The organism is Marinobacter sp. F4216 (assembly GCF_019931195.1).
GTDB lineage: Bacteria > Pseudomonadota > Gammaproteobacteria > Pseudomonadales > Oleiphilaceae > Marinobacter > Marinobacter suaedae.
In genome coordinates this window covers 1-22,793 of sequence record NZ_JAIOUO010000001.1, presented here as the reverse complement: position 1 = coordinate 22,793, position 22,793 = coordinate 1, and the positions used below count along the sequence as shown (strand labels likewise).

General features: G+C 57.6%; 23 protein-coding genes and 1 other RNA gene. 3 read left to right on the top strand and 21 right to left on the bottom strand.

What is annotated here, in order from left to right:
- Positions 1-4: 4 nt before the first annotated feature.
- The 9 genes from mraY to rsmI all read right to left on the bottom strand — a co-directional run bounded on the left by mraY (position 5) and on the right by rsmI (position 9,160).
- Positions 5-1,090: a phospho-N-acetylmuramoyl-pentapeptide-transferase gene (gene mraY / locus K8I84_RS00120; protein ID WP_223792691.1), complete on the bottom strand. Its 1,086-nt coding sequence runs from the start codon at positions 1,088-1,090 to the stop codon at positions 5-7.
- Entirely contained in the window at positions 1,075-2,466 is a 1,392-nt protein-coding gene (locus K8I84_RS00115; protein WP_223792690.1) for a UDP-N-acetylmuramoyl-tripeptide--D-alanyl-D-alanine ligase, read from the bottom strand. The genes mraY and K8I84_RS00115 overlap by 16 nt, the downstream gene beginning before the upstream one ends.
- Positions 2,463-3,947 (bottom strand): UDP-N-acetylmuramoyl-L-alanyl-D-glutamate--2,6-diaminopimelate ligase, encoded by a 1,485-nt coding sequence (locus K8I84_RS00110; RefSeq protein ID WP_223792689.1) that lies wholly within the window; start codon positions 3,945-3,947, stop codon positions 2,463-2,465. The genes K8I84_RS00115 and K8I84_RS00110 overlap by 4 nt, the downstream gene beginning before the upstream one ends.
- Before the next feature lie 4 nt (positions 3,948-3,951).
- A complete protein-coding gene (locus K8I84_RS00105) occupies positions 3,952-5,691 on the bottom strand; it encodes a peptidoglycan D,D-transpeptidase FtsI family protein (RefSeq protein ID WP_411722628.1) in 1,740 nt (579 codons plus the stop codon).
- Between the two features lie 33 nt (positions 5,692-5,724).
- Positions 5,725-6,129 carry a cell division protein FtsL gene (ftsL, locus tag K8I84_RS00100; RefSeq protein ID WP_223792687.1) on the bottom strand — a complete coding sequence of 135 codons (405 nt, stop codon included), beginning with the start codon at positions 6,127-6,129 and terminating at the stop codon, positions 5,725-5,727.
- 21 nt (positions 6,130-6,150) lie between these two features.
- Positions 6,151-7,113: a 16S rRNA (cytosine(1402)-N(4))-methyltransferase RsmH gene (rsmH, locus tag K8I84_RS00095; protein ID WP_223792686.1), complete on the bottom strand. Its 963-nt coding sequence runs from the start codon at positions 7,111-7,113 to the stop codon at positions 6,151-6,153.
- Positions 7,110-7,562, bottom strand: a complete 453-nt coding sequence (mraZ, locus tag K8I84_RS00090; RefSeq protein WP_223792685.1) for a division/cell wall cluster transcriptional repressor MraZ — start codon at positions 7,560-7,562, stop codon at positions 7,110-7,112. Before mraZ ends, rsmH begins: the two co-directional genes overlap by 4 nt.
- 308 nt (positions 7,563-7,870) lie before the next feature.
- An RNA gene (rnpB, locus tag K8I84_RS00085) (RNase P RNA component class A) lies at positions 7,871-8,220 on the bottom strand.
- A 52-nt stretch (positions 8,221-8,272) separates the two neighbouring features.
- Positions 8,273-9,160, bottom strand: coding sequence for a 16S rRNA (cytidine(1402)-2'-O)-methyltransferase (gene rsmI / locus K8I84_RS00080; RefSeq protein WP_223792684.1), 888 nt, complete (start codon positions 9,158-9,160; stop codon positions 8,273-8,275).
- Positions 9,161-9,292: 132 nt separating this feature from the next.
- Here rsmI and K8I84_RS00075 point away from each other — a divergent pair, with 132 nt between their 5' ends.
- The 3 genes from K8I84_RS00075 to K8I84_RS00065 are packed head-to-tail and all read left to right on the top strand — an operon-like array spanning position 9,293 to position 12,163.
- Positions 9,293-11,170, top strand: a complete 1,878-nt coding sequence (locus tag K8I84_RS00075; protein ID WP_223792683.1) for a penicillin-binding protein activator — start codon at positions 9,293-9,295, stop codon at positions 11,168-11,170.
- A gap of 21 nt (positions 11,171-11,191) precedes the next feature.
- The gene (locus tag K8I84_RS00070; protein WP_223792766.1) at positions 11,192-11,563 is read left to right on the top strand and encodes a YraN family protein; all 372 of its coding nucleotides are present in this window, start codon (positions 11,192-11,194) and stop codon (positions 11,561-11,563) included.
- A gap of 9 nt (positions 11,564-11,572) precedes the next feature.
- Positions 11,573-12,163 (top strand): SIS domain-containing protein, encoded by a 591-nt coding sequence (locus tag K8I84_RS00065; RefSeq protein ID WP_223792682.1) that lies wholly within the window; start codon positions 11,573-11,575, stop codon positions 12,161-12,163.
- A gap of 39 nt (positions 12,164-12,202) precedes the next feature.
- Here K8I84_RS00065 and K8I84_RS00060 read toward each other — a convergent pair whose 3' ends face one another.
- The 12 genes from K8I84_RS00060 to K8I84_RS00005 all read right to left on the bottom strand — a co-directional run bounded on the left by K8I84_RS00060 (position 12,203) and on the right by K8I84_RS00005 (position 22,608).
- A complete protein-coding gene (locus tag K8I84_RS00060) occupies positions 12,203-12,610 on the bottom strand; it encodes a ClpXP protease specificity-enhancing factor (RefSeq protein WP_263282911.1) in 408 nt (135 codons plus the stop codon).
- A 55-nt stretch (positions 12,611-12,665) separates the two neighbouring features.
- Complete coding sequence (locus K8I84_RS00055) at positions 12,666-13,295, bottom strand: glutathione S-transferase N-terminal domain-containing protein (protein WP_223792680.1); 630 nt, start codon at positions 13,293-13,295, stop codon at positions 12,666-12,668.
- 110 nt (positions 13,296-13,405) lie between these two features.
- Entirely contained in the window at positions 13,406-14,161 is a 756-nt protein-coding gene (locus K8I84_RS00050) for a cytochrome c1 (RefSeq protein WP_223792679.1), read from the bottom strand.
- Positions 14,161-15,393, bottom strand: a complete 1,233-nt coding sequence (locus K8I84_RS00045; RefSeq protein ID WP_263282909.1) for a cytochrome b — start codon at positions 15,391-15,393, stop codon at positions 14,161-14,163. Before K8I84_RS00045 ends, K8I84_RS00050 begins: the two co-directional genes overlap by 1 nt.
- On the bottom strand, positions 15,393-15,986 hold the full coding sequence (gene petA, locus K8I84_RS00040) for a ubiquinol-cytochrome c reductase iron-sulfur subunit (RefSeq protein WP_223792677.1): 594 nt from the start codon (positions 15,984-15,986) through the stop codon (positions 15,393-15,395). Before petA ends, K8I84_RS00045 begins: the two co-directional genes overlap by 1 nt.
- A 241-nt stretch (positions 15,987-16,227) precedes the next feature.
- A complete protein-coding gene (gene rpsI, locus K8I84_RS00035) occupies positions 16,228-16,620 on the bottom strand; it encodes a 30S ribosomal protein S9 (protein ID WP_223792676.1) in 393 nt (130 codons plus the stop codon).
- A gap of 12 nt (positions 16,621-16,632) precedes the next feature.
- Entirely contained in the window at positions 16,633-17,061 is a 429-nt protein-coding gene (rplM, locus tag K8I84_RS00030; RefSeq protein WP_206645375.1) for a 50S ribosomal protein L13, read from the bottom strand.
- A gap of 203 nt (positions 17,062-17,264) precedes the next feature.
- Entirely contained in the window at positions 17,265-18,050 is a 786-nt protein-coding gene (locus K8I84_RS00025) for a TatD family hydrolase (RefSeq protein ID WP_223792675.1), read from the bottom strand.
- Positions 18,051-18,071: 21 nt separating this feature from the next.
- Positions 18,072-19,652: a peptide chain release factor 3 gene (gene prfC / locus K8I84_RS00020; RefSeq protein ID WP_223792674.1), complete on the bottom strand. Its 1,581-nt coding sequence runs from the start codon at positions 19,650-19,652 to the stop codon at positions 18,072-18,074.
- An 84-nt stretch (positions 19,653-19,736) separates the two neighbouring features.
- On the bottom strand, positions 19,737-20,210 hold the full coding sequence (rimI, locus tag K8I84_RS00015; protein ID WP_223792673.1) for a ribosomal protein S18-alanine N-acetyltransferase: 474 nt from the start codon (positions 20,208-20,210) through the stop codon (positions 19,737-19,739).
- A gap of 1 nt (position 20,211) precedes the next feature.
- A complete protein-coding gene (locus K8I84_RS00010; RefSeq protein ID WP_223792672.1) occupies positions 20,212-21,027 on the bottom strand; it encodes a 2-isopropylmalate synthase in 816 nt (271 codons plus the stop codon).
- Positions 21,028-21,057: 30 nt separating this feature from the next.
- Positions 21,058-22,608 carry a 2-isopropylmalate synthase gene (locus K8I84_RS00005; RefSeq protein ID WP_223792671.1) on the bottom strand — a complete coding sequence of 517 codons (1,551 nt, stop codon included), beginning with the start codon at positions 22,606-22,608 and terminating at the stop codon, positions 21,058-21,060.
- Positions 22,609-22,793: the final 185 nt, after the last annotated feature.

The window sequence follows — 22,793 nt, the reverse complement described above, 5'->3', positions numbered from 1 at the left end:
ACCCTTAACGAATCTTGAGACTGGCAAGGCCAATCAACACCAGAACAACGGTAATAACCCAGAAACGGACAATCACCCGGGGTTCCGGCCAACCTTTCAATTCAAAGTGATGATGCAATGGCGCCATGCGGAAAATCCGCCGGCCGGTAAGCCGGTAGGAGCCCACCTGAAGAATCACCGAAATGGTTTCCATCACGAACACTCCGCCCATGATGAACAGTACGATTTCCTGCCTGACAATGACCGCCACCACGCCGAGGGCGGCACCCAAAGCCAGCGCACCAACATCGCCCATGAACACCTGCGCGGGATAAGTGTTGAACCACAGGAATCCCAGCCCGGCACCAACAATGGCGCCACAGAATACAATCAGCTCACCGGTACCCGGCAAATGAGGGATCAACAGGTAATCGGCAAACTGGGCGTGTCCCGACAGATAAGCAAAGATGGCCAATGCGGCCGCCACCATTACCGTGGGCATGATCGCCAGACCATCCAGGCCATCGGTCAGGTTGACCGCGTTACTGCTGCCGACAATGACGAAATAGGTCAGCAAAATGAACACCACCGGCCCGAGAGTCAGCGATACCTGCTTGACGAACGGCACGTACAGGGACGTTTCCTGAGGCAAGGCGGCGCTCATATACAGGGCAATAGCGGCACCGGCACCAATGACCGACTGCCAGAAATATTTCCAGCGGGCGGGCAGGCCGCGAGGGTTGCGCTCAACCACCTTCCGGTAGTCATCCACCCAGCCCACGGCGCCGAACAGCAGCGTGACCAGCAGGGTGACCCAAACATAGCGGTTGCTAAGGTCGCCCCACAACAAGGTACTGATGCCAATGGCGACCAGAATCAGCGCACCGCCCATGGTGGGGGTGCCGGCCTTGCTCAAATGGGTTTGCGGGCCGTCGTCCCTGACCGCCTGACCAATCTGGTACTGGCTGAGCTTCCGGATCATGTAGGGACCGATGATCAGGGAAATCAGCAGGGCCGTGAGCGTGCCAAGTATCCCCCTCAGGGTGAGATACTGAAACACGGTCAGGGCCGAGAAATACTGTGACAAAACCTCTGTTAGCCAGAGCAGCATGAGTTATTCACCTTTTTCCGAATTCCCTCCACCACGCGATCCATGGCGGAACTGCGAGAACCTTTCACCAACACCGTCATGGGAGGCTGCTGGCTGGCAACAATCGCCTCAACAGCCTCGTCGTGGGTCTGGAAACTTTCTGCCGCTGAACCGAATCCCTGGACATAGCCCTCGCAGCCAGGCCCGACGGTCAGCAACCGATCAATATTTTGTTTGCGGGCGAACTCACCCACTTCGTGATGCAACGCCAGGGCATCCTCGCCCAGTTCTGCCATCGCACCCAGCACCGCAACACGTTGCCCATCTCTTGAGGCCAGCACACTCAGTGCTGCCTTGATAGACGACGGATTCGCGTTGTAGCTGTCATCAATGACCGTCAGCCCCGGCGCCAATTGCATGCTCTGCAGGCGCCCCTTTACTGGCTGCAGCGCTCCGAGCCCCTCAACGATGGCATCGTCATTGGCACCCAGTTCGCGGGCAGCTGCAATGGCGAGGGCCACGTTGGTGAGATTGTGCTCTCCCTCGAGCGCAAGGTACACCGTGCAACGCCAGTTTCCGGGGCCAGTTACCCGCAGGCGCTGACCTTCACCATCAAACGCCTCCGCGACGCTGCGATAATCGGCTTCCGGGTGGTCAAGGCGGCTGACACTGGCCACCCGGCGCCCACCGGCGCGGGCCTTCCACTGGTCAAAGGCCGGATCGTCACGATTCAGTACCACCAGACCGCCGTCCTCGACGCCATCGATGATCTCGCCCTTGGCGAGAATGATGTTCTGGTAACTGCCAAAGCCCTCAAGGTGCGCCTGACCCGCGTTGGTCAGAATGACTGCCTGGGGCCGGGTAATAGCCACGGTATGGGCGATTTCTCCCAGACCACTGGCACCCAGTTCAATAGCACCGTACCGATGTTCAGGGGTTAAACCAAACAAGGTCAACGGCACGCCGATGTGGTTGTTCAGGTTGCCCGAGGTAGCCAGGGTCGGCCCCATCCGGGACAGGATCGCTGCGGTCATTTCCCGAACGGTGGTCTTGCCACTGCTGCCAGTCACCGCCACCAGTCGCGCAGCACTGGCGTCGCGATTCCCGGCCGCCAGCCTGGCCAGAGCATCCACCGTATCCGCCACCATGAGCTGGGGCAGATCAACGGATGCATCTTCTGTGTCCACCACGGCTGCGACAGCACCCAGTTCTTTTGCCTTCTGCAGGAACCGGTGCCCGTCAAAGTTGTCACCCCGCAGCGCCACGAACAGCTCGCCGCGCGCCAGTGACCGGGTATCCGTAGAGACACCAGTAAACGTGCTGTTCTCCAGCCCTTCCGCAGAGCTGGTCGCGCCCATCCATTGGCGGGCTTCTTGCAGTGAGAAAGCGCGCATCATGACGCACCTCCCTGGTCTTTCAGTGCCAGCTGTACCTGTTCCGCATCATTAAACGGATGCTTGGTACCCGCTATGTCCTGGTAAGTTTCATGGCCCTTGCCGGCGACCAGCACCAGATCATCCGGCCCCGCCATCTGCACGGCATGACCGATAGCCTCGGCCCGATCATGAATCACCGTTGCTGTGTCCGGTGAGCTGAAGCCGCCAAGTATGTCCCGAACAATGTCCGAGGGGGCTTCGGTTCGGGGATTGTCATCCGTGACGATGACAATGTCGGCACCTTTTTCTGCTTCACGAGCCATTTCCGGCCGCTTGCCGGAGTCCCGGTCGCCGCCGCAGCCAAATACACAAATCAATCGACCTGCCACATGAGGCCGCAACGCGGACAGTGCATTGGCCAGGGCATCGGGAGTGTGCGCGTAATCCACCACGACCCGGACACCATCGGTGCCAAAAAAGGATTCCAGCCGCCCCGGGGGCGGAGTGAGACTCCGCACGGCCTGCTGCACCCGCTCAACCGGGGTCCCCAGGCTCAGGACCGTTGCCATCGCCGCCAGTAGGTTACTTGCGTTGAAGCTGCCCATCAGCGGCACGGAAATAGCAAAAGCCCCCCACTGACCGTCTACCGTTGCCTTGAAACCGTCATCCGTCGGGGCAAAGTCAGTGAGCCACAATTCCGTCTGGGATTCGTGCAAACTGTAACGAACCCGATCGCAACGACCCTGAAGCTGCTCGAACAGTTGCCGTCCGAAGGGGTCGTCAAAATTGATCACTGCGAAATTCAGTTCTTCACGGAAAAACAGCTTCGCCTTGGCTTCGCCATAGGCATCCATGGTGCCGTGATAATCCAGGTGATCCCGGGTCAGGTTCGTGAACACCGCGGCCCGGAAGACCAGATCCGCGACCCGCCCCTGATCCAATGCATGGGAAGACACTTCCATGACCGCAGCCCGGCCACCGGCACTGACAATGCGCGACAGTTCCCGGTTCACTCGCACGACGTCAGGCGTAGTATGGGTGGACGGCGTCAGAGCGTCCGGCATGCCGTACCCTACCGTCCCCATCACGCCACAAGGCATCCCGGTAGCGTTGAGAAGGCCTGCAATATATTGAGTAACAGATGTTTTTCCATTGGTCCCGGTTACACCCACCAGCGCAAGCCGCTGGGAGGGATGCTCATAGAACCGGTCGGCAATTTTGCCCAGCAATCCGCGCAGGCCAGCCACGGGCACGACCAGAGCACCGTGATACTCACGACACTCACCGGCCTGTCCTGACTCCAGAAGAACCACCGTTGCACCTGCAGCCACGGCATCACCGACGTAATGGTCTGCTGGCGTAGTGGTACCCGCCAGAGCCACAAACGCATCACCGGATTTTACATCCCGGCTATCCGTTTTCAGGCCATGAATGGTGACGTCGAAGACCGACGGCACCGGAACAATATCGTGTAGCAGCGTACTGAGGGATGTGATGCACATAGGTTTAGCCTCGCTCCCCAACCGGCAGGCCGGCCGTCTGACGACTCCCAACCTCCAGCTCAGGCTTCACGTTCAACAGGCGGAGCGCATCACTCATAACCCGTGCGAAGACCGGCGCGGCCACCTCCCCACCATAGTACTCTCCTGATTGCGGCGCATCGACCGCCACAACGGCAACAATCCTGGGATTTTCAATCGGCGCCATGCCGGCAAAAATCGCCTTGTATTCGCTATCCTGGTAGCCCTGCTCGCCCACCAGGTGTACGGTTCCGGTCTTGCCGCCAGCGGAGTAGAAGCCCGGCTGCGCGCGCTTTCCGGTACCGTTTTCAACCACTTCGCGCAGCATGTTCCGAACCTGGTGAGTCACCTTTTCCGAGATCACCCGGTGGCCCTGCGGCTCGCCGTCCAGCTTGATCAGACTCAGGGGATGACGGATGCCTCCATTAGCAATGACCATATACGCTTGAGCAAGCTGTAAGGCATTAACACTCATGCCGTAGCCGTAGGACAGCGTCGCCTCTTCCACCGGACGCCATTTGGGCGGAGACGGCAGCACGCCCACCGCCTCACCGGGGAATCCAATACCCGTTGGCTGACCGAGACCAAGCCGGCTGTACAGATCACGAATGGCATCACCACCGATGTCCGTGGCGATCTTGCTGATACCCACGTTGCTGGACTTGGCGATGATATCGGTCAGATCCATCACACCGTAATTACGATGATCCCGGATCGTAAAACGACCAAAGCGCCGGAACCCCGGCGCCGTATCAATGGTGGTTTCCGGTTGATAGTTGCCCGATTCCAGGGCCGCCGCCATCGTAATGGGCTTCATGGTCGACCCGGGTTCGAACAAATCCGTGATCGCTTTGTTCCTGAGATTTTCCGCCGCCAGCTGATTTCGGTCATTCGGGTTGTAAGCCCCCTGATTCACCATGGCCAGCACTTCGCCGGTGTCCGAATCCAGCATCACCAGCGTGCCGCCTCTCGCGTTGTGGGCGTTCACGACCGCCTTGAGTTCGCGGTATGCCAGATACTGGAGACGCAGATCGATACTTAACTGGAGGCCGTTACCCGGGCGGGCGTCACGGATCAATGTAAGATCCTTGATCACGCGTCCCCGGTTATCCTTGAGCACCCGCTTCTTGCCCGGCTCGCCAGACAACCACTGGTTATAGGCCAGTTCCATTCCTTCCTGACCACGTTCATCAATATCGGTAAAGCCAACGACGTGAGCGGTCACTTCGCTGGCCGGATAATAACGACGGTATTCCTGTCGTGAGTACACCCCATCGATATCGAGTTCTGTCACCTGTCGCGCCAGTCCAGGCTGTACTTTCCGACGTAGGTAAATGAATTCCCGTCCGGCATAGCGTTTCAGACGCTCACGCAACGTGGCTTCATTCAGTCCAAGCAGACGGGCGAGATGAGTCAGACGGTCCTGATCCGGATCGATTTCAGAAGGGTTTGCCCAGATGGTCTGCACGGGCGTGCTAACAGCCAGGGGCTCCCCGTGCCGATCAGTGATCACGCCACGATGAGCGTCAATCGTTTCGACCCGGATGGTTCGAACGTCACCCTGCTTGCGGAGAAATTCGTTATCAACGACATGCAAGTCAACCAGGCGCCAGCCGAGCACCCCCACCACCAGCAGGAAAACACCCAGCACGGAGCCGTAACGCCAGGCTTTCAGACCAGACGCCAGCCGCTGACTCCATGTCATTGTTGTTCCCTGACCGGACAAATCGATCACCCCGACGATTATTGTTATCGCTAATTATTTTTGGTTTACCGGCGCAACCATCGGCACCAGCACAATATCCTCACGCCCCGGAACCACCATGCCAAAGCGTTCCGCAGCAAGTTGTTCGACCCTGCCATGGGCACTCAGTGCACTTTGCTCCAACAGCAGCTGGCTCCATTCCCGCTGGTAGAGATCGCGCTCATCCTGTAACTGGGACAACGTATTGAAGAGCTCACGGTTCTTGTGGGCGCTGACCACCACGCCAATGGACGATGCCACCAGCACAGCCACCAGCACGAGGGAAACGAGCACACTCCGCTCCCTGGTCGCACCGAATACCTGCCGGGAAATACGGACGGCCGTCGCTACACCGTCGCGAACCCGAACTTTGCTCGACCTTGCGGCCTTTACAGGCTGTTCTATGGCTACAGCACCCATCAAGCCATCCCCTGTGGACTCTTAATCGTTGTTAACGCGCTCAAGCACCCGCATAACGGCACTTCTGGCGCGAATATTTTCTTCAATTTCGCCGGCACTGGCCTTCATGGCCTTGCCAACCAACCGGAACGCGGAAGCTTCCTGCTCCGCGGTCACCGGAATGCCTTTCGGGAGCCTTGGCCCCTTGGCCAGATCCCGCATAAATCGCTTGACGACCCGGTCCTCAAGCGAATGAAAACTGATCACCACCAGACGACCGCCCGGAGCCAGACGCTCCGCTGCCAGCTTCAGCCCCCGCTCCAGATCTTCCAGTTCGCGATTAATAAAGATGCGAATGGCCTGGAATGTGCGGGTAGCCGGGTGTTTGTGTTTTTCCTTTTTCGGCACGGCGTCCGCCACCAGTTCCGCCAGCGCCCTCGTGGTCTCGATCGGTTCCTCCTGCCGGCGGGCAAGCACCGCCCGCGCAATCCGGCGGGAAAACCGTTCTTCCCCATAGCGCCAGAGCACGTCAGCAATCTGCGCCTCGTCCGCCTCGGCCAGCCACTGCGCGGCACTCGGCGACTGGGTCGGGTCCATCCGCATATCCAGCGGCCCGTCCCGCAAAAAGCTGAACCCGCGCGACGCATCATCCAACTGGGGAGACGACACCCCGAGATCCATCAACACACCGTGTACTGTCTCCCAGCCGCGGGACAGCAGTGCCTGATCAAGATCAGCAAAGGAGCCGTGAAACCATGCAAACCGGGAATCACCTTCCGCCAACTGCTTCGCCGCGCGAATGGCCTCAGGGTCTTTATCGATGCCGAGCAATTGGCCGCGCTCACTCAGGCGCTCGAGAATCAGCCGGCTATGTCCACCGCGCCCGAAGGTGCCATCGACATAAAGACCTTCCGAATCATTGACGAGATAGTCGACCGCCGAGTCCAGAAGGACCGATCGGTGAGCAAAAGCCGCCCCGTCCTTCTGGGTGCGATCGTCCGTCATAGGCTGAGCGCCTCCATTTCCGGCGGCATTTCATCGTCGTCGGATGACTCATCCAGCCAGGCAAACCAGCGTTCCTCACTCCAGAGCTCCAACTTCTTTCCCTGACCAATCAGCATCAGCTTTTTCTCTAGATGGGCGTAACTTCTTAACGTGGGGGGAACCAAAATTCGCCCCGCCGTGTCCAACTCCATGGGTGCAGCGTTACCAAGCAGCAGGCGCTGAAGCCGACGAGCAGCCCGGTTCATGTTGGGCAGTGCTTCAATTTTCGGGCGCAGCTCTTCCCACTCGGGCTCCGGATAGATAAGCAGGCACCGCTCTTCATCGGCGTTAGCAGTCACCACAATGCGACCATTACAAAGCTGCGCGAGCTCTTCTCGCACCTTTGCCGGGATCGCCAGGCGCCCCTTCGCATCCATGTTGATGGCATGACTGCCCAGAAATCTGCTCATTTGTCCCGTCTTTTGGGCTACCGTGCCCACAAAAATCCACTAGAAACCACTTTTTCCCACTTTTGCACACTATAGGAACACACCTCATACAATGCAAGCGCCGACAATAGCGCCACACCATAAAAAAAACCCTTTAAGACAATAAGTTACAGAGGGGGATTGAGAAAAAAGAGAGACATTAAGGAAAGAAAATATTAAAAATCAACCACCTGCAGAATGAAACGGACATACAGGATGAGGTTTAAGAATTTTTGGCTATAATGAGAACTGTCTTCAAAAGATGCACATAGCAACCCTTGAAGAGAAGAAGTGAGAGCTCGCCGATAAGCCGGGTTCTGTCGTGGACAGTCATTCATCTAGGACCTGCGTCACCACAGGTCTCAAGCAACCTACCCGAGTCCAGCGCGGGCCACGCCATAGGACTCCTATTTGGTCTTGCTCCAGGTGGGGTTTACCTTGCCGTGCCCTGTTGCCAGTCACGCGGTGCGCTCTTACCGCACCATTTCACCCTTACCGGCGCCCGAAGGCGCTTAGGCGGTATATTTTCTGCTGCACTTTCCGTCGGCTCACGCCGCCCAGGCGTTACCTGGCACCTTGCCCTGCGGAGCCCGGACTTTCCTCCCCCGGCGAAACCGGCGGCGACTGTCTGGCGAGCTCGGGCGAGACAATACTCTCGCCACCTCAGCCTTGCAAGCGAAACTCATTCCCGGCTAACGATCCTTGAGTTCAAGCGCCCGCTGGTACATCTCGTTCTTGGGGCGCCCCGCCAACTCGGCGGCCACCTTGGCCACCTTTTTTACCGGCAGCTCGGGCAACAAAAGCTGCAGCAGTCGGTCCACATCGAGCTGCGAGGAATCATCCGCGCCCCCGGTCGACTCGAAGCCGCGTACCATAACGACAAATTCACCCCGGCTGCCATGAGGATCGGCCTCCAATGCCTCACGCACCTCTGCGATGGTGCCGGCATAGAAGGTTTCAAATGTCTTGGTCAGCTCTCGCCCCAATACCAGCTCACGCGTTTCGCCCAATACGGCTTCCATATCCGCAACAGCATCCAGAATTCGGTGGGGGGATTCATAGAACACCAGGGTGGCGGATTCACGCCCCAATCCCTCCAGCGCCGCCCGCCTCCCGGCCCGCTTCGCCGGCAAAAAGCCAGAAAACAGAAATCGATCGGTGGGCAAGCCCGCGGCGCTCAGAGCCGCAACCAGGGCACAAGGACCAGGAACCGGTGTCACGCGACACCCTCGCTCCCGTGCAATTCGCACCAGCACAAACCCCGGATCAGAGATCAGCGGTGTTCCTGCATCGGAGATCAACGCCACATCCTGACCACCCTCAAGCAGAGCGATGAGCGATTCGGCGCGATCCTTTTCATTGTGATCGTGCAGGGCAATCAAACGCTTCTGGATCCCCAGATGCTGCAGCAGACGGCCGCTATGACGGGTATCTTCTGCCGCCACCACATCCACCGATGCCAGCACCCTCGCCGCCCGCGGCGACAGGTCATCCAGATTGCCGATGGGAGTGGCAACAATGTACAGCGTGCCGCCAGCCTCCGACCTTTGCTGACCAGCCCCTTCAACACTTGAATTCAAAGCACACGCCTCACTGTTGTTGTAAGCCACACGATGACACTAACGTCATGTGAATCGATACGGGAACTGTTAAACTTGCCACCGTTAGATCGGTGCCACAAGCCCAATTATCCGGAGTATTCAGAGCTTGCCATGACCAGAACCCGTATCCACCACCGAGCCCTTGCCGCCATCTTTGCCATGGCCCTCATGTCCGCCGGGTGCGCCAGCGTGAACCTGCAGTCCCATGTTGCACAAACCCCGGAACAGGCCCTCGAGCTAGCCCAGCAGGAAGCGAACCGTGATACTGCACAGCGCTATCTGCTGCGCACGGCAAGCGATTTCCAGGACACCGGTGACCACCAGGCCGCGCGCACCATACTCCAGAACGCCCAGCTCAGCCAGCTCCCCCCGGATCTGGCCAATGAGAAACGCCTGCTCGCCATGGCAAGCGCAACCACTCTTGAGGATAGCCAGTGGGCACAGACCCTGGCTCAGGATCTGACGCCCCAGAGCATTACCTCCTACGAAACCGCCCTCATTCCCAAAGCAGCCTCCTTGCAGGCTGAAACCTTTGCACTGGCCGGCGACCCTTTGTCGGCCGCAGCGACCCTGGTGCTTCTGGGCCAGACCGACAGCTCCACCAGCCCTCAGCGCATCCACGATCAAGTGTGGCTTTACCTGAAAGAGGTTCCAGACCAGGAATTGCAGGCTGCGTCCAACATGGCGATCGGGTATGAAGAACAGGGCTGGTTCGAACTCGCTTCCGCCCTTCGATCCCCGGGCATGGAACTGGATGACCAGGGCCGGGCAATTCGTCGCTGGCAAAATGACTGGCCCGGCCATCCGGCAGCCCAGGTATTACCCAGCGAACTCGGCCTGATCGCAACACTGGTTGAAAGCCGCCCCGAAAACATCGCACTGGCGCTGCCTTTGAGCGGCCCACTCGCTACGGCTGGTGAAGCCATCCGAGACGGCTTCCTGGCGGCCTACTACCTGGACGCCTCCGTAGACCGCAGCACCACCGATATCCGCATCGTCGACACGTCCAGCGGCCCCTTTAGCGAGGTATACCAGGAACTTGCCCAGCAGGAAGTGGACCTGATCGTCGGCCCACTGGAAAAGGACGCGCTGATCGGCCTGAGCACCATGAATACCCTGCCAATCCCAACCCTAGGCCTTAACTACCTGCCCACGGACACGCGCATTCCGGATGGTCTCTACCAGTTCGGCCTGTCCGCCGAGGATGAAGCGAGACAGATCGCCGATCGCCTGAGTGCAGAAGACATCCGGAATACGCTTGTCCTGATTCCTCAGGGCGAATGGGGCGACCGTGTCGAGAACGCCCTCCGGACCCGGCTGGACGAAAACGGCGGTGTTGCACTCGACATCCAGCGTTTTTCCCGCGACGACAACCTCAGAGCGGTGACAGCCGATCTTCTCGGCATCACCGTATCCCGGGACCGCGCTGTGGCAGTAGAACGAACCATTGGCCAGGACGTGGAGTTCGAACCCCGTCGCCGCCAGGATGCCGAAGCCATCATCATGGTGGCGGATCCAACCATCGCACGACAGTTCAAACCACTGTTTGCATTTTACTTCGGCGGCGAGCTGCCGGTGTATTCCCCGTCCATTATCTATGAAGGCAATCCGGATCCGGCGCGGGACAGAGACCTCAACCGGGTCAAGTTTACCGACATCCCCTGGACGCTGAAGGACAGCCAGCTGAAGACCACCGCCTCACAACAGCTGAACAACACACGGGGACAACTCGGTCGCCTGTTTGCCATGGGGGCTGATGCCTGGCAACTGAGTAAACGGCTCCCCCTGCTGCGCCAGGTTGAGAACTCTTCTCTGGAGGGCCAGACCGGCGTGCTCACCATGTCTGACAACGGCAGCATCCGGCGCCAACAGCTCTGGGCCCAGTTCCAGAATGGCGCGCCACGCCTGTTGCCAGACCTTGAGCCACCACTGGTCGAAACCCCAGAGGTTGACGAGGAAGCCGGCACAGAGATGCCACAAGACCAGTAACACCCAAGGACTTAACACATGATGGCCAGGGAAGGCTCCAAAACACTGGGGGATCACTACGAGGGCGTGGCCGAGCGCTATCTGACCCAGAAGGGTGTACGGGTAGTCGGCAGAAAGGTGACAAACCGGGGCGGCGAAATTGACCTGATCGGCTATGACAACGAAACCCTCGTATTCTTCGAGGTTCGCTTCAGGGGCCATGGAAGTCTCACGGACCCGGCCAGCTCGGTTAATTACGCCAAACAGAAAACGCTGCTCAAGGCCGTTTCCTTCTACCTCCACAAGCATCAGCTCTGGAACTCCATGAGCCGCATTGACGTCATCGCCATACGTCCAGGGACTGTCAAAAAATACCGGGTACAATGGATCAGAAATGCAATTGAGGCAGGTTAACAAAACACCATGACGGACACCGAGCAACTCATCAACCAGTGGTTTGCAAGCCATATGGAGCACACCGCGATGGCCGCCAGCAGTGCAGGCCCGGCGATCGAAACGGTGGCAGACGCCTTCGTCCATGCGCTGCTCCAAGATGGCAAAATCATCACCTGCGCCAACGGCACGTCCAACATTCTGGCCCAGTACTTTTGCACCGCCCTGCTCAATCGCTTTGACCACGACCGCCCAGCCCTGCCAGCGATTAACCTAGGTGCGGACGCAACGACCTTCTCTGCCATTTGCCGGGATAACCGCTTTAACGAAACCTTTTCACGGCAGGTACGAGCGGTTGGCAAACCTGGCGACCTGCTATTTGTCATCGCCGACGACGGACACAAGGCCAACCTTATTCAGGCCATCCAGGCCGCCCATGATCGTGAAATGAATGTGGTGGTCCTGAGCGCCCGGGAGAAATCCGACATCACGTCCTTGATGCACCCGGAAGACCACGAAATCGCACTTAACGATGTGCCATCGACGGAAGCAGCACCATTGCTGCTGGTGATCATCAACGCACTGTGCAGCCTGATCGATGCCAAACTGTTTGGCGGATAAAGAAAAAGCCAGCATTTAGCTGGCTTTTTCTGAGGGGTATTACTTCACTACTTTGAGGGTTGGACGCCCCGAAGGCCGCTCCTCTTCTCCCTGCCGGGAGTCCGGCTTGCTACCGGTACCATCCGGGTCAGGCGATCCCGGCTCATTCCCAAAGACCATACCCTCGCCATTTTCCTTAGCGTAGATGGCAATGACTGCGTGCAATGGGATAAACACCTGCATGGGAACCCCACCAAAGCGGGCACTGAACTCCAGCGCCCCGTTACCAATCACGAGGCTGCGAACCGCCCCCGGGCTGATGTTCAGTACAATCTGGCCATTCGCCACATGCTCGGTTGGTACCTGAACTCCCTGAACGCTGGCATCCACCAGAATATAAGGCGTGCAGTCGTTATCCAGAATCCACTCGTTGAACGCACGAACAAGATACGGTCTGCTGGCCGTCATGGTGATGTTGCTGTCTGCCACGAACTCTCTCCTGGCCCCGACGGGAACCGTTCAATCAGCCACGCATGTCTTCTTCAACATCGGACAGGCTTGCCTTGAAGCTCTCACGACTGAAGATGGTATCCATGTACTTCTGCAGCGGCTTCGCCTGCTTGTCATTCAGATCGATGCCAAGCGCGGGCAGGCGCCAGAGAATCGGCGCGATACAGCAATCAACAATGGTGAACTCTTCGGACAGGAAGAACGGCATTTCGCCAAACAGCGGTGCAGCCGCCAGCAAGCTTTCCCGAAGCTCTTTGCGGGCTGCATCAGACGCCTTGGCACCCGGCTCAGCCAGAATCTGGTCAACCAGACCACACCAGTCCTTCTGGACCCGATGAATCATCAGGCGACTGTTCGCGCGGGCAACAGGGTAAACCGGCAGCAGCGGAGGATGCGGGAACCGCTCGTCCAGATACTCCATCATGATATTCGGCTCGTAAAGCACCAGATCACGATCCACCAGGGTTGGCAGGGCGTTATACGGATTCAGATCAGCCAGTTCCGCGGGCGGATTGTCCGGATCCACATCGACAATATCGACGGTTACACCCTTTTCGGCCAACACAATGCGCACCCTGTGGCTGTAATGACTGGCCGGGTCAGAGAAAAACGTCATTGATGACCTCTTGGTCACAACGCCCATAGAATTACCTCACGAGTAAACAAACCGGGAAACCATCCCGAAAAACGCAAAACTCCAGCAGGACAGATACTGCCTGCTGGAGAACAAAGCCGGGAATTATACCCTATTTCTTAGTGCACGTCCTTCCAGTACTCGCGGTTCAGCAAGTACGCAAAGATAAAGAAGATCGCGACAAAGATCAGGACAAACATCCCAAGGCGCTCACGCTCAACACGGATGGGATCCGCCATGTAGGACATGAAATTGGTCAGGTCGTACATGGCCTGATCGAACTCTGCCGCCGACATGCTCCCTTCGATCGCGTACTCCGGACAAACATCACCGTTATTGATGTTACCGGACAGTGGCTCCACGCTGGCGTCAACACCAATGCTCGGCTCCACGGCACACAACCCCTGCAGATCAACCATAACGTGAGGCATACCAACGTTGGCATATACCACGTTGTTCACGCCCAGGGGACGGCTGTCATCCTGGTAGAAACCACGCAGGTAGGAGTAGACCCAGGACTCGCCACGCAAGCGGGTTTCCAGCGTCAGATCGGGGGGCGGCGCGCCAAACCAGTCAGCCGCCATGTCCTTGTTCATGGAGTTCTTCATCAGCTCACCGATCTTGGCGCCGGTGAAGATAAGGTTCTCCTCGAACAACTCCGCGGGGATCTCAAGGTCATCGGAAACACGCTTGTAGCGAGCGTATTCCATGGAATGACAGCCCATGCAGTAGTTGGTGAACAGGGCTGCGCCGCGCTGCAACGATTCCTTGTTGGTGTGATCCGTCTCGATGTGATCAAGCGGAACGGATGCGCCCGCCGCCAGTCCGAGAGCTGGCAGGGCTGCTATGAAAAGACCAAAAATCAGCTTTCTCATTATCCTGTCACCCTCTCTGGCACTGGCTTGGTTTTTTCCATGCGCGTGTAGAACGGCATCAGAATGAAGTAGAGGAAGTAGAGCACGGTCAGGATCTGGGCGACCATGGTTCGACCCTCTGTTGCCGGAACCAGACCGAGGTAACCCAGCACCACGAAGCTGACCACAAAGATCGCCAATGCAATCTTGCTCAGCACGCCCTTGTAACGCATGGAGCGAACCGGGCTGCGGTCGAGCCAAGGCAGGACGAACAGGATCGCAATCGCCGCACCCATCACAACCACGCCCCAAAATTTCGCGGACAGACCAAACAGGTCGACCGTAACCGCACGCAGCATGGCGTAAAATGGCGTGAAGTACCAAACCGGCGCAATGTGCTCTGGCGTCTTCAGCGGGTTAGCCGGCTCGAAGTTCGGTTTCTCAAGGAACAGGCCGCCCATTTCCGGGAAGAAGAACACCACGATAAAGAAGATAAAGAAGAACACACCCACGCCCAGCAGGTCGTGAACGGTGTAGTAAGGGTGGAACGGGATACCATCTTTCGGAATGCCGTTTTCATCCTTGTTTTTCTTGATATCGATTCCGTCCGGGTTGTTCGAACCCACTTCGTGCAGCGCCAGAATGTGCAGAACCACCAAGCCAAGCAGAACGATTGGCAAGGCAACCACGTGCAGCGCGAAGAATCGGTTCAGGGTGATACCGGACACCAGGTAGTCACCACGAATCCAGAGCGACAGATCTTCACCGATTACCGGAATAGCACCGAACAGGTTAACGATAACCTGGGCACCCCAGTAGGACATCTGCCCCCAAGGCAGCAGGTAGCCCATGAAGGCTTCTGCCATGAGCACCAGGTAGATCAGCATACCGAAGATCCAGATCAGCTCACGCGGCTTCTGGTAGGAGCCGTACATCAGGCCACGGAACATGTGGAGGTAGACCACCACGAAGAACGCTGACGCACCGGTGGAATGCAGGTAACGGAGCAACCAACCCCACTCGACGTCGCGCATGATGTATTCGACCGAAGCGAACGCACCCTCCGCGGAAGGGTTATAGCTCATGGTCAGCCAGATACCCGTGATCAACTGATTCACCAGCACCAGCATCGCCAGCGACCCGAAGAAGTACCACATGTTGAAGTTCTTCGGCGCGTAGTATTTGCCAACGTGCTTGTTCCAGGCGTCTATGACGGGCAGACGTTCATCCACCCAGTGAAGTAGCTTTTGCATCACGCCGCCTCCGGATCAAGACCAATGGTAAGAGTCGCGTCATCGTCAAAGCGATAAGGCGGAACCTCCAGGTTATCAGGAGCAGGCTGCGCACTGTAGACGCGGCCAGCCAGGTCGTAGCGGGAACCATGGCACGGACAGAACAGACCGCCCAACCAGTTATCGCCCAGATCCGCAGGCGCGACTTCCGGACGATAGGACGGAACACAACCGAGATGAGTACAGAGCCCGACCAGAACCACAAATTCCGGCTTCAAAGACCGGTAAATGCCGTCAATGTACTCGGGCTGCTGCGGTGCCTCGGATTGGGGATCCTTGACCGCATCGTTAAGTTTTTCAATGTTCGCCAGCATTTCTTCGGTGCGACGGATTATCCACACCGGCTTACCGCGCCACTCGACGGTAATCTGCTGACCTGGTTCAATCTTACTGACATTGACGGTTACCGGCGCACCTGCCGCTTCCGCTTTCGCACTGGGATTCCAGGACGCCACAAACGGAACCGCTGCACCAATAGCACCGACGCCACCCACCACGGACGTAGCGCCGATCAGAAACCGACGTCGACCCTGGCTTACGTCGCCATTACTCATTATGGTCTTCTCCCATCAGGCGATGTCACAGCCTGCAAGAAAGCCGGCAATGTGCATCAAAAAGGACTTCACAACCCAAAAATATAAGCGCCCAAATGGTAATGAAATTACCAAGTGCTTACAAGTCGGACACCTCCGGAGGAGGCCGCCCAATCTGCGCTAAAAACGCCTATTTACAGACCTGGATCAAAAAAAAACCCGGTCAAACTGACCGGGTTTTCTGGGTCCTGCTCCAGCAGAATTAACGCTTGGAGTACTGCGGACGCTTACGTGCTTTACGCAGACCCACTTTCTTACGCTCAACTTCACGAGCGTCACGGGTAACGTAACCAGCCTGACGAAGGGCCGGACGCAGAGTCTCGTCATAATCCATCAGGGCGCGGGTCAGGCCGTGGCGAATAGCGCCAGCCTGGCCACTGATACCACCACCTTTTACGGTGATCTTGATATCAAAGCGATCTGTGGACTCCGTCAGAACCAGCGGCTGACGAACGATCATCCGCAGAGTCTCACGACCGAAGAAATCTTCGATAGAGCGACCGTTGATGGAGATGTTACCGCTTCCCGGCTTGATAAACACCCGTGCCGAGGATGTCTTGCGGCGACCAGTACCGTAATTTTGTGCTACAGACATATCCGCCTTCCGTTAAATGTCGAGTTCTTTGGGCTGCTGGGCTGCGTGAGGGTGCTCAGCGCCGGCATAGACTTTCAGCTTTTTGAACATGGCGCGGCCGAGCGGGCCTTTCGGAAGCATGCCTTTGACAGACTTCTGAATGATTTGCTCGGGAGCCTTGTCGACCAGCTTCTCGAAGTTGATGGACTTGATTCCACCCGGAAAGCCGGTGTGACTGTAGTACATCTTGTCAGATGTCTTGTTCCCAGTAACCCGGACCTGGCCTGCGTTGATAACAACGATGTAATCGCCAGTGTCTACATGAGGGGTATACTCAGGCTTATGCTTGCCCCGCAGACGACGGGCGATTTCGGTTGAAAGACGACCCAGCGTCTTGCCGGCTGCGTCTACAACGTACCAGTCACGTTTTACTGTTTCTGGTTTCGCACTCAGAGTCTTCATTGATTCCGCCTTGAACGCTATAAAAGAAACGTTAAAAACACCGCCACCGGTACTTGACACAACATCCGGAGGAGGCTCGATATTTAAACTTACTTTGGCAGTGACACCGTTCGGGGCTGAGACAGTGACATCGCCTTGAAAAGCCAGGGCGCGAAGTATACTCGAACGCCCCAGGAAAGCCAACCCTAACCCCGTTTGTTTCGTTATTCCCCTACGTCGCCCGGTTGCCAGCCGTAAAGTCGGCGCACATTATCCAGCAAACGAGGGGCAAGCGACGCCACCGTCTCGCCTCGAAGTTCAGCCAGGGCCTCGAGCACCCGCCCAAGGTACGCCGGTGAATTCCGGCCCCGCTCTACCCCTTCGGGCGCCATATCCGGCGCATCCGTTTCAAGAACCAGGCTATCCACGGGCAACCTGGTCATCGTCTCCCGGGTTTTCCGGGCCCGGGGGTGGGTAATCACCCCGCCAACCCCAATGAAGCACCCCTGGTCAACTAACTTGCAGGCCTGCTGGTAGCTGCCGGAAAAACCGTGCACCAGAGCACGACCACGCCACCGGGCCCGATTCAACACTCCATGGACTTCATCATGGGTTCGAACCGAATGAATCACTAACGGAAACTGCCGCCGGGCAGCGATAGCAACCTGCGCCTCGAACCACGGCAACTGGGCATCAAGATCACCGTGCAGGCGGTCCAGACCACACTCACCTAACGCCACACAGCGATCGGGCCTCTCACCAAGGGCCTCATCGAGCGCCCTCAGATCGTCATCGCTGTGCTCGGCGACGAACCAGGGGTGAATACCCAAGCAGTAATACAGCCCGTCCTGGGCGTGGGCTGTATCCCTGACTCGCCCCCAATGACCACGCCGGACGCCGGGAATCACCAGACCGGCAAGACCCTCGCGCCGTGCCTTCGACAGCTCTGCCTCCCGACAACCGTCAAAGCGCGGAAAATCCAGGTGGCAATGGGCGTCGATAAACTGCACAGTCTCTCCCGACCGGGCGCGTCAGTGCTCCCGGGTCTTGTGGAACTTGATGTCCGGATAACGCTCCTGCGCCAGATTCAGGTTCACCATGGTCGGCGCGATATAGGCGAGCCGATCACTGCCATCCAGTGCCAGGTAGTCGTTATTCTTGCGCTGAAACTCATCCAGGGTGCGCTCGTCCGAAGCCGTCACCCAGCGCGCCGTCGCCACGTTAATGGGCTCGTAGATGGCTTCAACCTTGTATTCGCTCTTGAGGCGGGCAACCACCACATCAAACTGCAGGACACCGACTGCGCCGACAATCAGGTCGTTATTACGCTGCGGACGAAATACCTGCACCGCCCCCTCCTCAGACAGCTGAATCAATCCTTTCTGAAGCTGCTTGGCCTTCAAAGGGTCCTTGAGGCGAATGCGACGGAAAAGTTCCGGAGCAAAGTTCGGAATGCCGGTGAACTTCATGTCCTCGCCAGCGGTGAAGGTATCCCCCAACTGAATCGTACCGTGGTTGTGAAGCCCGATAATGTCGCCGGCAAAGGCCTCTTCAGCATGCTCACGATCACCGGCCATAAAGGTCAGCGCATCCGAAAAGCGAACATCCTTACCAATTCGCACGTGACGCGCCTTCATGCCCTGCGCGTACTTGCCCGACACAATCCGCACGAAGGCAATCCGGTCCCTGTGCTGCGGATCCATATTCGCCTGAATCTTGAAGACAAAGCCAGAGAAGCCATCCTCCGTCGGCTCCACAGGGCGCTGATCCGTTTCCCGGGGCTGCGGCGTAGGCGCCCACTCAACGAGGCCATCCAGCATGTGATCCACGCCGAAGTTACCGAGCGCCGTACCGAAGAACACCGGTGTCAGCTCACCTGCAAGGAAGGACTCCAGGTCGAACTCATGGGATGCCCCCTTCACCAGCTCGATCTCGTCCCGCAGATCGGCAGCATAGGCACCGATCACTTCATCCAGCTCAGGATTGTCCAGACCAGCAATGATCCGTTTCTCCTGGATGGTATGCCCCTGCCCCGACTGATAGAGAATCACTTCATCCCGAAGCAGGTGATAGACCCCTTTGAAGTTCTTCCCCATGCCGATGGGCCAGGTAATCGGCGCACAGGCAATTTTCAGAACATCCTCAACCTCGTCCATCAACTCCACCGGATCGCGGGTATCGCGGTCCAGCTTGTTCATGAAGGTAAGGATCGGGGTGTCCCGCAGACGGGTAACTTCCATCAGCTTGATGGTTCGCTCCTCAACACCCTTGGCACTGTCGATGACCATCAGGCAGGAATCCACTGCGGTGAGGGTACGATAGGTATCCTCCGAGAAATCTTCGTGCCCCGGTGTATCGAGCAGGTTGACCAGCTTTCCGCCATAGGGAAACTGCATCACGGACGTGGTCACCGAGATACCACGCTCCTTCTCCATCTCCATCCAGTCAGACTTTGCGTGCTGGCCGGATTTCTTCCCCTTTACCGTCCCGGCTTTCTGGAGCGCCTGCCCGAACAGCAGAACCTTTTCCGTAATCGTCGTTTTACCGGCATCCGGGTGCGAGATGATCGCGAAAGTGCGGCGATTGGCCACTTCCTGGGAGAGCTTCGACATAGCGTAAAGGCAACCTGAATCAGATGAGATTAAAGGCGGGTATTATAGGGGCTAAGAGAAACTGACGCGAACCGGGGAAATAGGTTAATCCCGCAGGCTAAAGGCCATTACCCGAGCATCTTCCCGTCCCTCGGCGGCCGGATAATAATCGGGCCGGCGGCCGATCTGCCGAAACCCTTCACTCTTATAAAGATGGTAAGCCGCGTCGTTGCTGACCCGGACCTCGAGGATGATCTGCCAGATATGATCAAGGGAGGCCTCTGCCACCAGGTGTCGAAGCAGCCGCCGACCGATACCCTGCCCCTGAACCTTTGGAGACACGCACAGATTGAGCAGGTGCGCCTCATCAAACAGGTAGGCGACAACGGCAAATCCCAACAGACGCTCTTCTGCCCACGCAGTCCACAGTCGATAGTTGCCACGGAAGCTGTCCCGAAAAATGGCTTCCGTCCAGGGAAAACTGTGGCCCTGACGCTCGATTTCGAGCACATCCGGCACATCGACTTCCAGCATCGGTTTAATGCGGACGTCGAAATCTGAAGCTTTCTGCTCTGACATATTAACTGGCGAAGGGTTTCAGTTGCTCCCACAATGCTCGCTTCTGATTGGGATCCGACGCAAGCTCTGCCAGCGTCAGCGGAAACTGGACGTCCGATTTACATCCGGCGAGACGCTGAAGCCAATCGCCTTCCGCTTCGGGCAGAAGCGCCCCTAGGACTATGACCTTCTGCCCCTCAATCTGACTCAGGGCATGCTCCAGTACCGATTGAAGGTCCGAAAGAGCGTTACCGGGGGCCCGAAGGTTATTGAATAGCGGCCAGCTGATGGGCCCAGACGATTCAACGGAATGCTCCCCGATGCTTTTCAGGATGTTCTCCGCCAGTGCCTCCTGCAGCTTGAGACTCGCCCCGCTCGACAAATCAGAAATCAGGACAAAGCGCTTGCCCTTCCACAATTTCAACGCCAGCTTCAGGGGCGCCGCAGCTGACACCGCCTCGACGTCTTCGACCAGGGGCTGTTTTTTTGGCGCCGACACCTCTGGCTCCGGAGCCTTGACTGGAGACGCAGACTTTTGCACCGGTTGCGCGGACTCCGCTCCGGACTCCTTACCACCAACCAATGCCTGAAGGTTTGAAACCCGAGCCTTTGCCGCCCCCTTGTCAGCGGGCGCGGCTGGCTTCGTTAACTGAGCTGGCCTGGCAGGAATCGGAAGGTCGGCAAGCGCCTCATCAGCCCGGCTATCGGTAGCTGGCTCCGACTCATGAAAGACGAACTCTGGGCTTGGCGCGGCACCGGGCAGGGGCTCCCGGGCATACCAGAGGCTCACCCCGACCATGCCAAGATAAAACTGCCGTTCGTTTTCCGATCGAATCATAGCGACTACTCAGACACTACCGTTTTGGGTTCAGACATCCGATACCTGGGGATGCTGACGAATACCGCCACTGCTAATGAGGTTAAGCGCCTCTATATAAGCCTTGGCGGACGCGATAATAATGTCGGTATCCGAACCCACGCCATTGACGATCCGGCCTCCACGTTCCAACCGGACGGTCACTTCGCCCTGGGCATCAGTACCACTGGTGATGTTATTTACTGAATACAGCTGCAGATTGCAGCCGGAATCCACCTGGGATTCGATCGCCTTGAATGTGGCATCGACAGGACCGCTTCCTTCAGCTTCAACCTTGTGCTCTTTTCCATCGACCGTCAGCGTCAGCTCGGCCTTCGGGATAACACCGGTCTCAGAGCACACCCGCATGCACACCAATCCATATCGTCCGACGTCTTCTTTTTGCCGCGTATCACTGGCAATCGCCTGCAAATCTTCATCAAAGATTTCGTGCTTGAGATCAGCCAGTGCCTTGAAGCGGGTAAACGCCTCATTCAGTTCCGTCTCCGTCTCGAACTGAATGCCTAGTTCCAGCAACCGGGTGCGGAACGCATTGCGGCCTGAATGCTTACCCAACACGAGACTGTTGGTGTGCCAGCCGACATCTTCCGCACGCATGATTTCGTAGGTTTCGCGGTGCTTCAACACACCATCCTGGTGAATACCGGATTCATGGGCAAATGCATTCGCTCCCACTATCGCCTTGTTCGGCTGTACCGGGAAGCCAGTGATGGTGGAAACCAAACGGGAGGCTGGGACGATGTGCGAGGTATCTATACCGGTATCGATATGGAACAGATCCTGACGAGTGCGCACTGCCATGACAATCTCTTCAAGCGAGGCATTACCGGCCCGCTCGCCCAGACCGTTTATCGTACATTCAACCTGGCGTGCACCATGAGATACAGCCGCAAGGGAGTTCGCTACAGCCAGCCCCAGATCGTTGTGACAGTGCACGGAGAAAATAGCTTTGTCGGCATTGGGGATCCGGCTCATCAACTGCCCGATGGTCTCCCCAAACTGCTCCGGAATGGCGTAGCCAACCGTATCCGGGATATTGATGGTGCGCGCACCCGCGTCAATCGCCGCCTCAATGACTCTACAAAGAAAATCCAGCTCGGAACGACCGGCATCCTCACAGGAAAACTCGACGTCTTCTACGTGGTTACGGGCTCGTTTAACCGCGCGGACTGCCTGCTCGACAACCTCATCCGGCTCCATTTGAAGCTTGTGCCTCATATGAATGGGAGAGGTCGCAATAAAGGTATGAATTCGCCCCTTCGCAGCTGGCCGAATCGCCTCGGCGGCGCGATCGATATCTTTATCCAATGCGCGCGCAAGGCTACAGACCGTCGACCCCTTGATGGACTCCGCAATGGCCTTGACCGCCTCGAAATCCCCCTGACTCGCGATGGCGAAGCCCGCCTCAATGACATCCACCCGAAGCTTCTCCAGCGCCTTCGCAATCCGGAGCTTCTCCGCCTTGTTCATGGTGGCGCCGGGACTCTGCTCTCCATCCCGGAGAGTGGTATCAAATACAACCAGGTGATCGTTGGTGGACATTCCTCGACTCCATCAAAAATACTGTCTCATGATCGCAGGAGTATATCACCCGAAACACGTTTTTGCGGGCAATAAAAAACCCCCGGCAGCGGTGCTGTCGGGGGTTTTGGTATTAGGAGTCTGACGATGACCTACTCTCGCATGGGCAATGCCACACTACCATCGGCGCAGGCCTGTTTCACTTC

Excerpts from the sequence above, each read along its gene's own strand:
- rimI (WP_223792673.1), bottom strand. The coding sequence starts at position 20,210 with ATGTCAGAGCAGAAAGCTTCAGATTTCGACGTCCGCATTAAACCGATG.
- K8I84_RS00005 (WP_223792671.1), bottom strand. The coding sequence starts at position 22,608 with ATGTCCACCAACGATCACCTGGTTGTATTTGATACCACTCTCCGGGAT.
- rplM (WP_206645375.1), bottom strand. The coding sequence starts at position 17,061 with ATGAAGACTCTGAGTGCGAAACCAGAAACAGTAAAACGTGACTGGTAC.
- K8I84_RS00115 (WP_223792690.1), bottom strand. The coding sequence starts at position 2,466 with ATGATGCGCGCTTTCTCACTGCAAGAAGCCCGCCAATGGATGGGCGCG.
- K8I84_RS00070 (WP_223792766.1), top strand. The coding sequence starts at position 11,192 with ATGGCCAGGGAAGGCTCCAAAACACTGGGGGATCACTACGAGGGCGTG.
- ftsL (WP_223792687.1), bottom strand. The coding sequence starts at position 6,129 with ATGGGTGCTGTAGCCATAGAACAGCCTGTAAAGGCCGCAAGGTCGAGC.
- K8I84_RS00075 (WP_223792683.1), top strand. The coding sequence starts at position 9,293 with ATGACCAGAACCCGTATCCACCACCGAGCCCTTGCCGCCATCTTTGCC.
- prfC (WP_223792674.1), bottom strand. The coding sequence starts at position 19,652 with ATGTCGAAGCTCTCCCAGGAAGTGGCCAATCGCCGCACTTTCGCGATC.
- K8I84_RS00065 (WP_223792682.1), top strand. The coding sequence starts at position 11,573 with ATGACGGACACCGAGCAACTCATCAACCAGTGGTTTGCAAGCCATATG.
- petA (WP_223792677.1), bottom strand. The coding sequence starts at position 15,986 with ATGAGTAATGGCGACGTAAGCCAGGGTCGACGTCGGTTTCTGATCGGC.
- K8I84_RS00050 (WP_223792679.1), bottom strand. The coding sequence starts at position 14,161 with ATGAGAAAGCTGATTTTTGGTCTTTTCATAGCAGCCCTGCCAGCTCTC.
- K8I84_RS00055 (WP_223792680.1), bottom strand. The coding sequence starts at position 13,295 with ATGGGCGTTGTGACCAAGAGGTCATCAATGACGTTTTTCTCTGACCCG.
- mraY (WP_223792691.1), bottom strand. The coding sequence starts at position 1,090 with ATGCTGCTCTGGCTAACAGAGGTTTTGTCACAGTATTTCTCGGCCCTG.
- rsmH (WP_223792686.1), bottom strand. The coding sequence starts at position 7,113 with ATGACGGACGATCGCACCCAGAAGGACGGGGCGGCTTTTGCTCACCGA.
- K8I84_RS00010 (WP_223792672.1), bottom strand. The coding sequence starts at position 21,027 with ATGATTCGATCGGAAAACGAACGGCAGTTTTATCTTGGCATGGTCGGG.
- K8I84_RS00110 (WP_223792689.1), bottom strand. The coding sequence starts at position 3,947 with ATGTGCATCACATCCCTCAGTACGCTGCTACACGATATTGTTCCGGTG.
- K8I84_RS00060 (WP_263282911.1), bottom strand. The coding sequence starts at position 12,610 with ATGACGGCCAGCAGACCGTATCTTGTTCGTGCGTTCAACGAGTGGATT.
- K8I84_RS00045 (WP_263282909.1), bottom strand. The coding sequence starts at position 15,393 with ATGCAAAAGCTACTTCACTGGGTGGATGAACGTCTGCCCGTCATAGAC.
- rpsI (WP_223792676.1), bottom strand. The coding sequence starts at position 16,620 with ATGTCTGTAGCACAAAATTACGGTACTGGTCGCCGCAAGACATCCTCG.
- mraZ (WP_223792685.1), bottom strand. The coding sequence starts at position 7,562 with ATGAGCAGATTTCTGGGCAGTCATGCCATCAACATGGATGCGAAGGGG.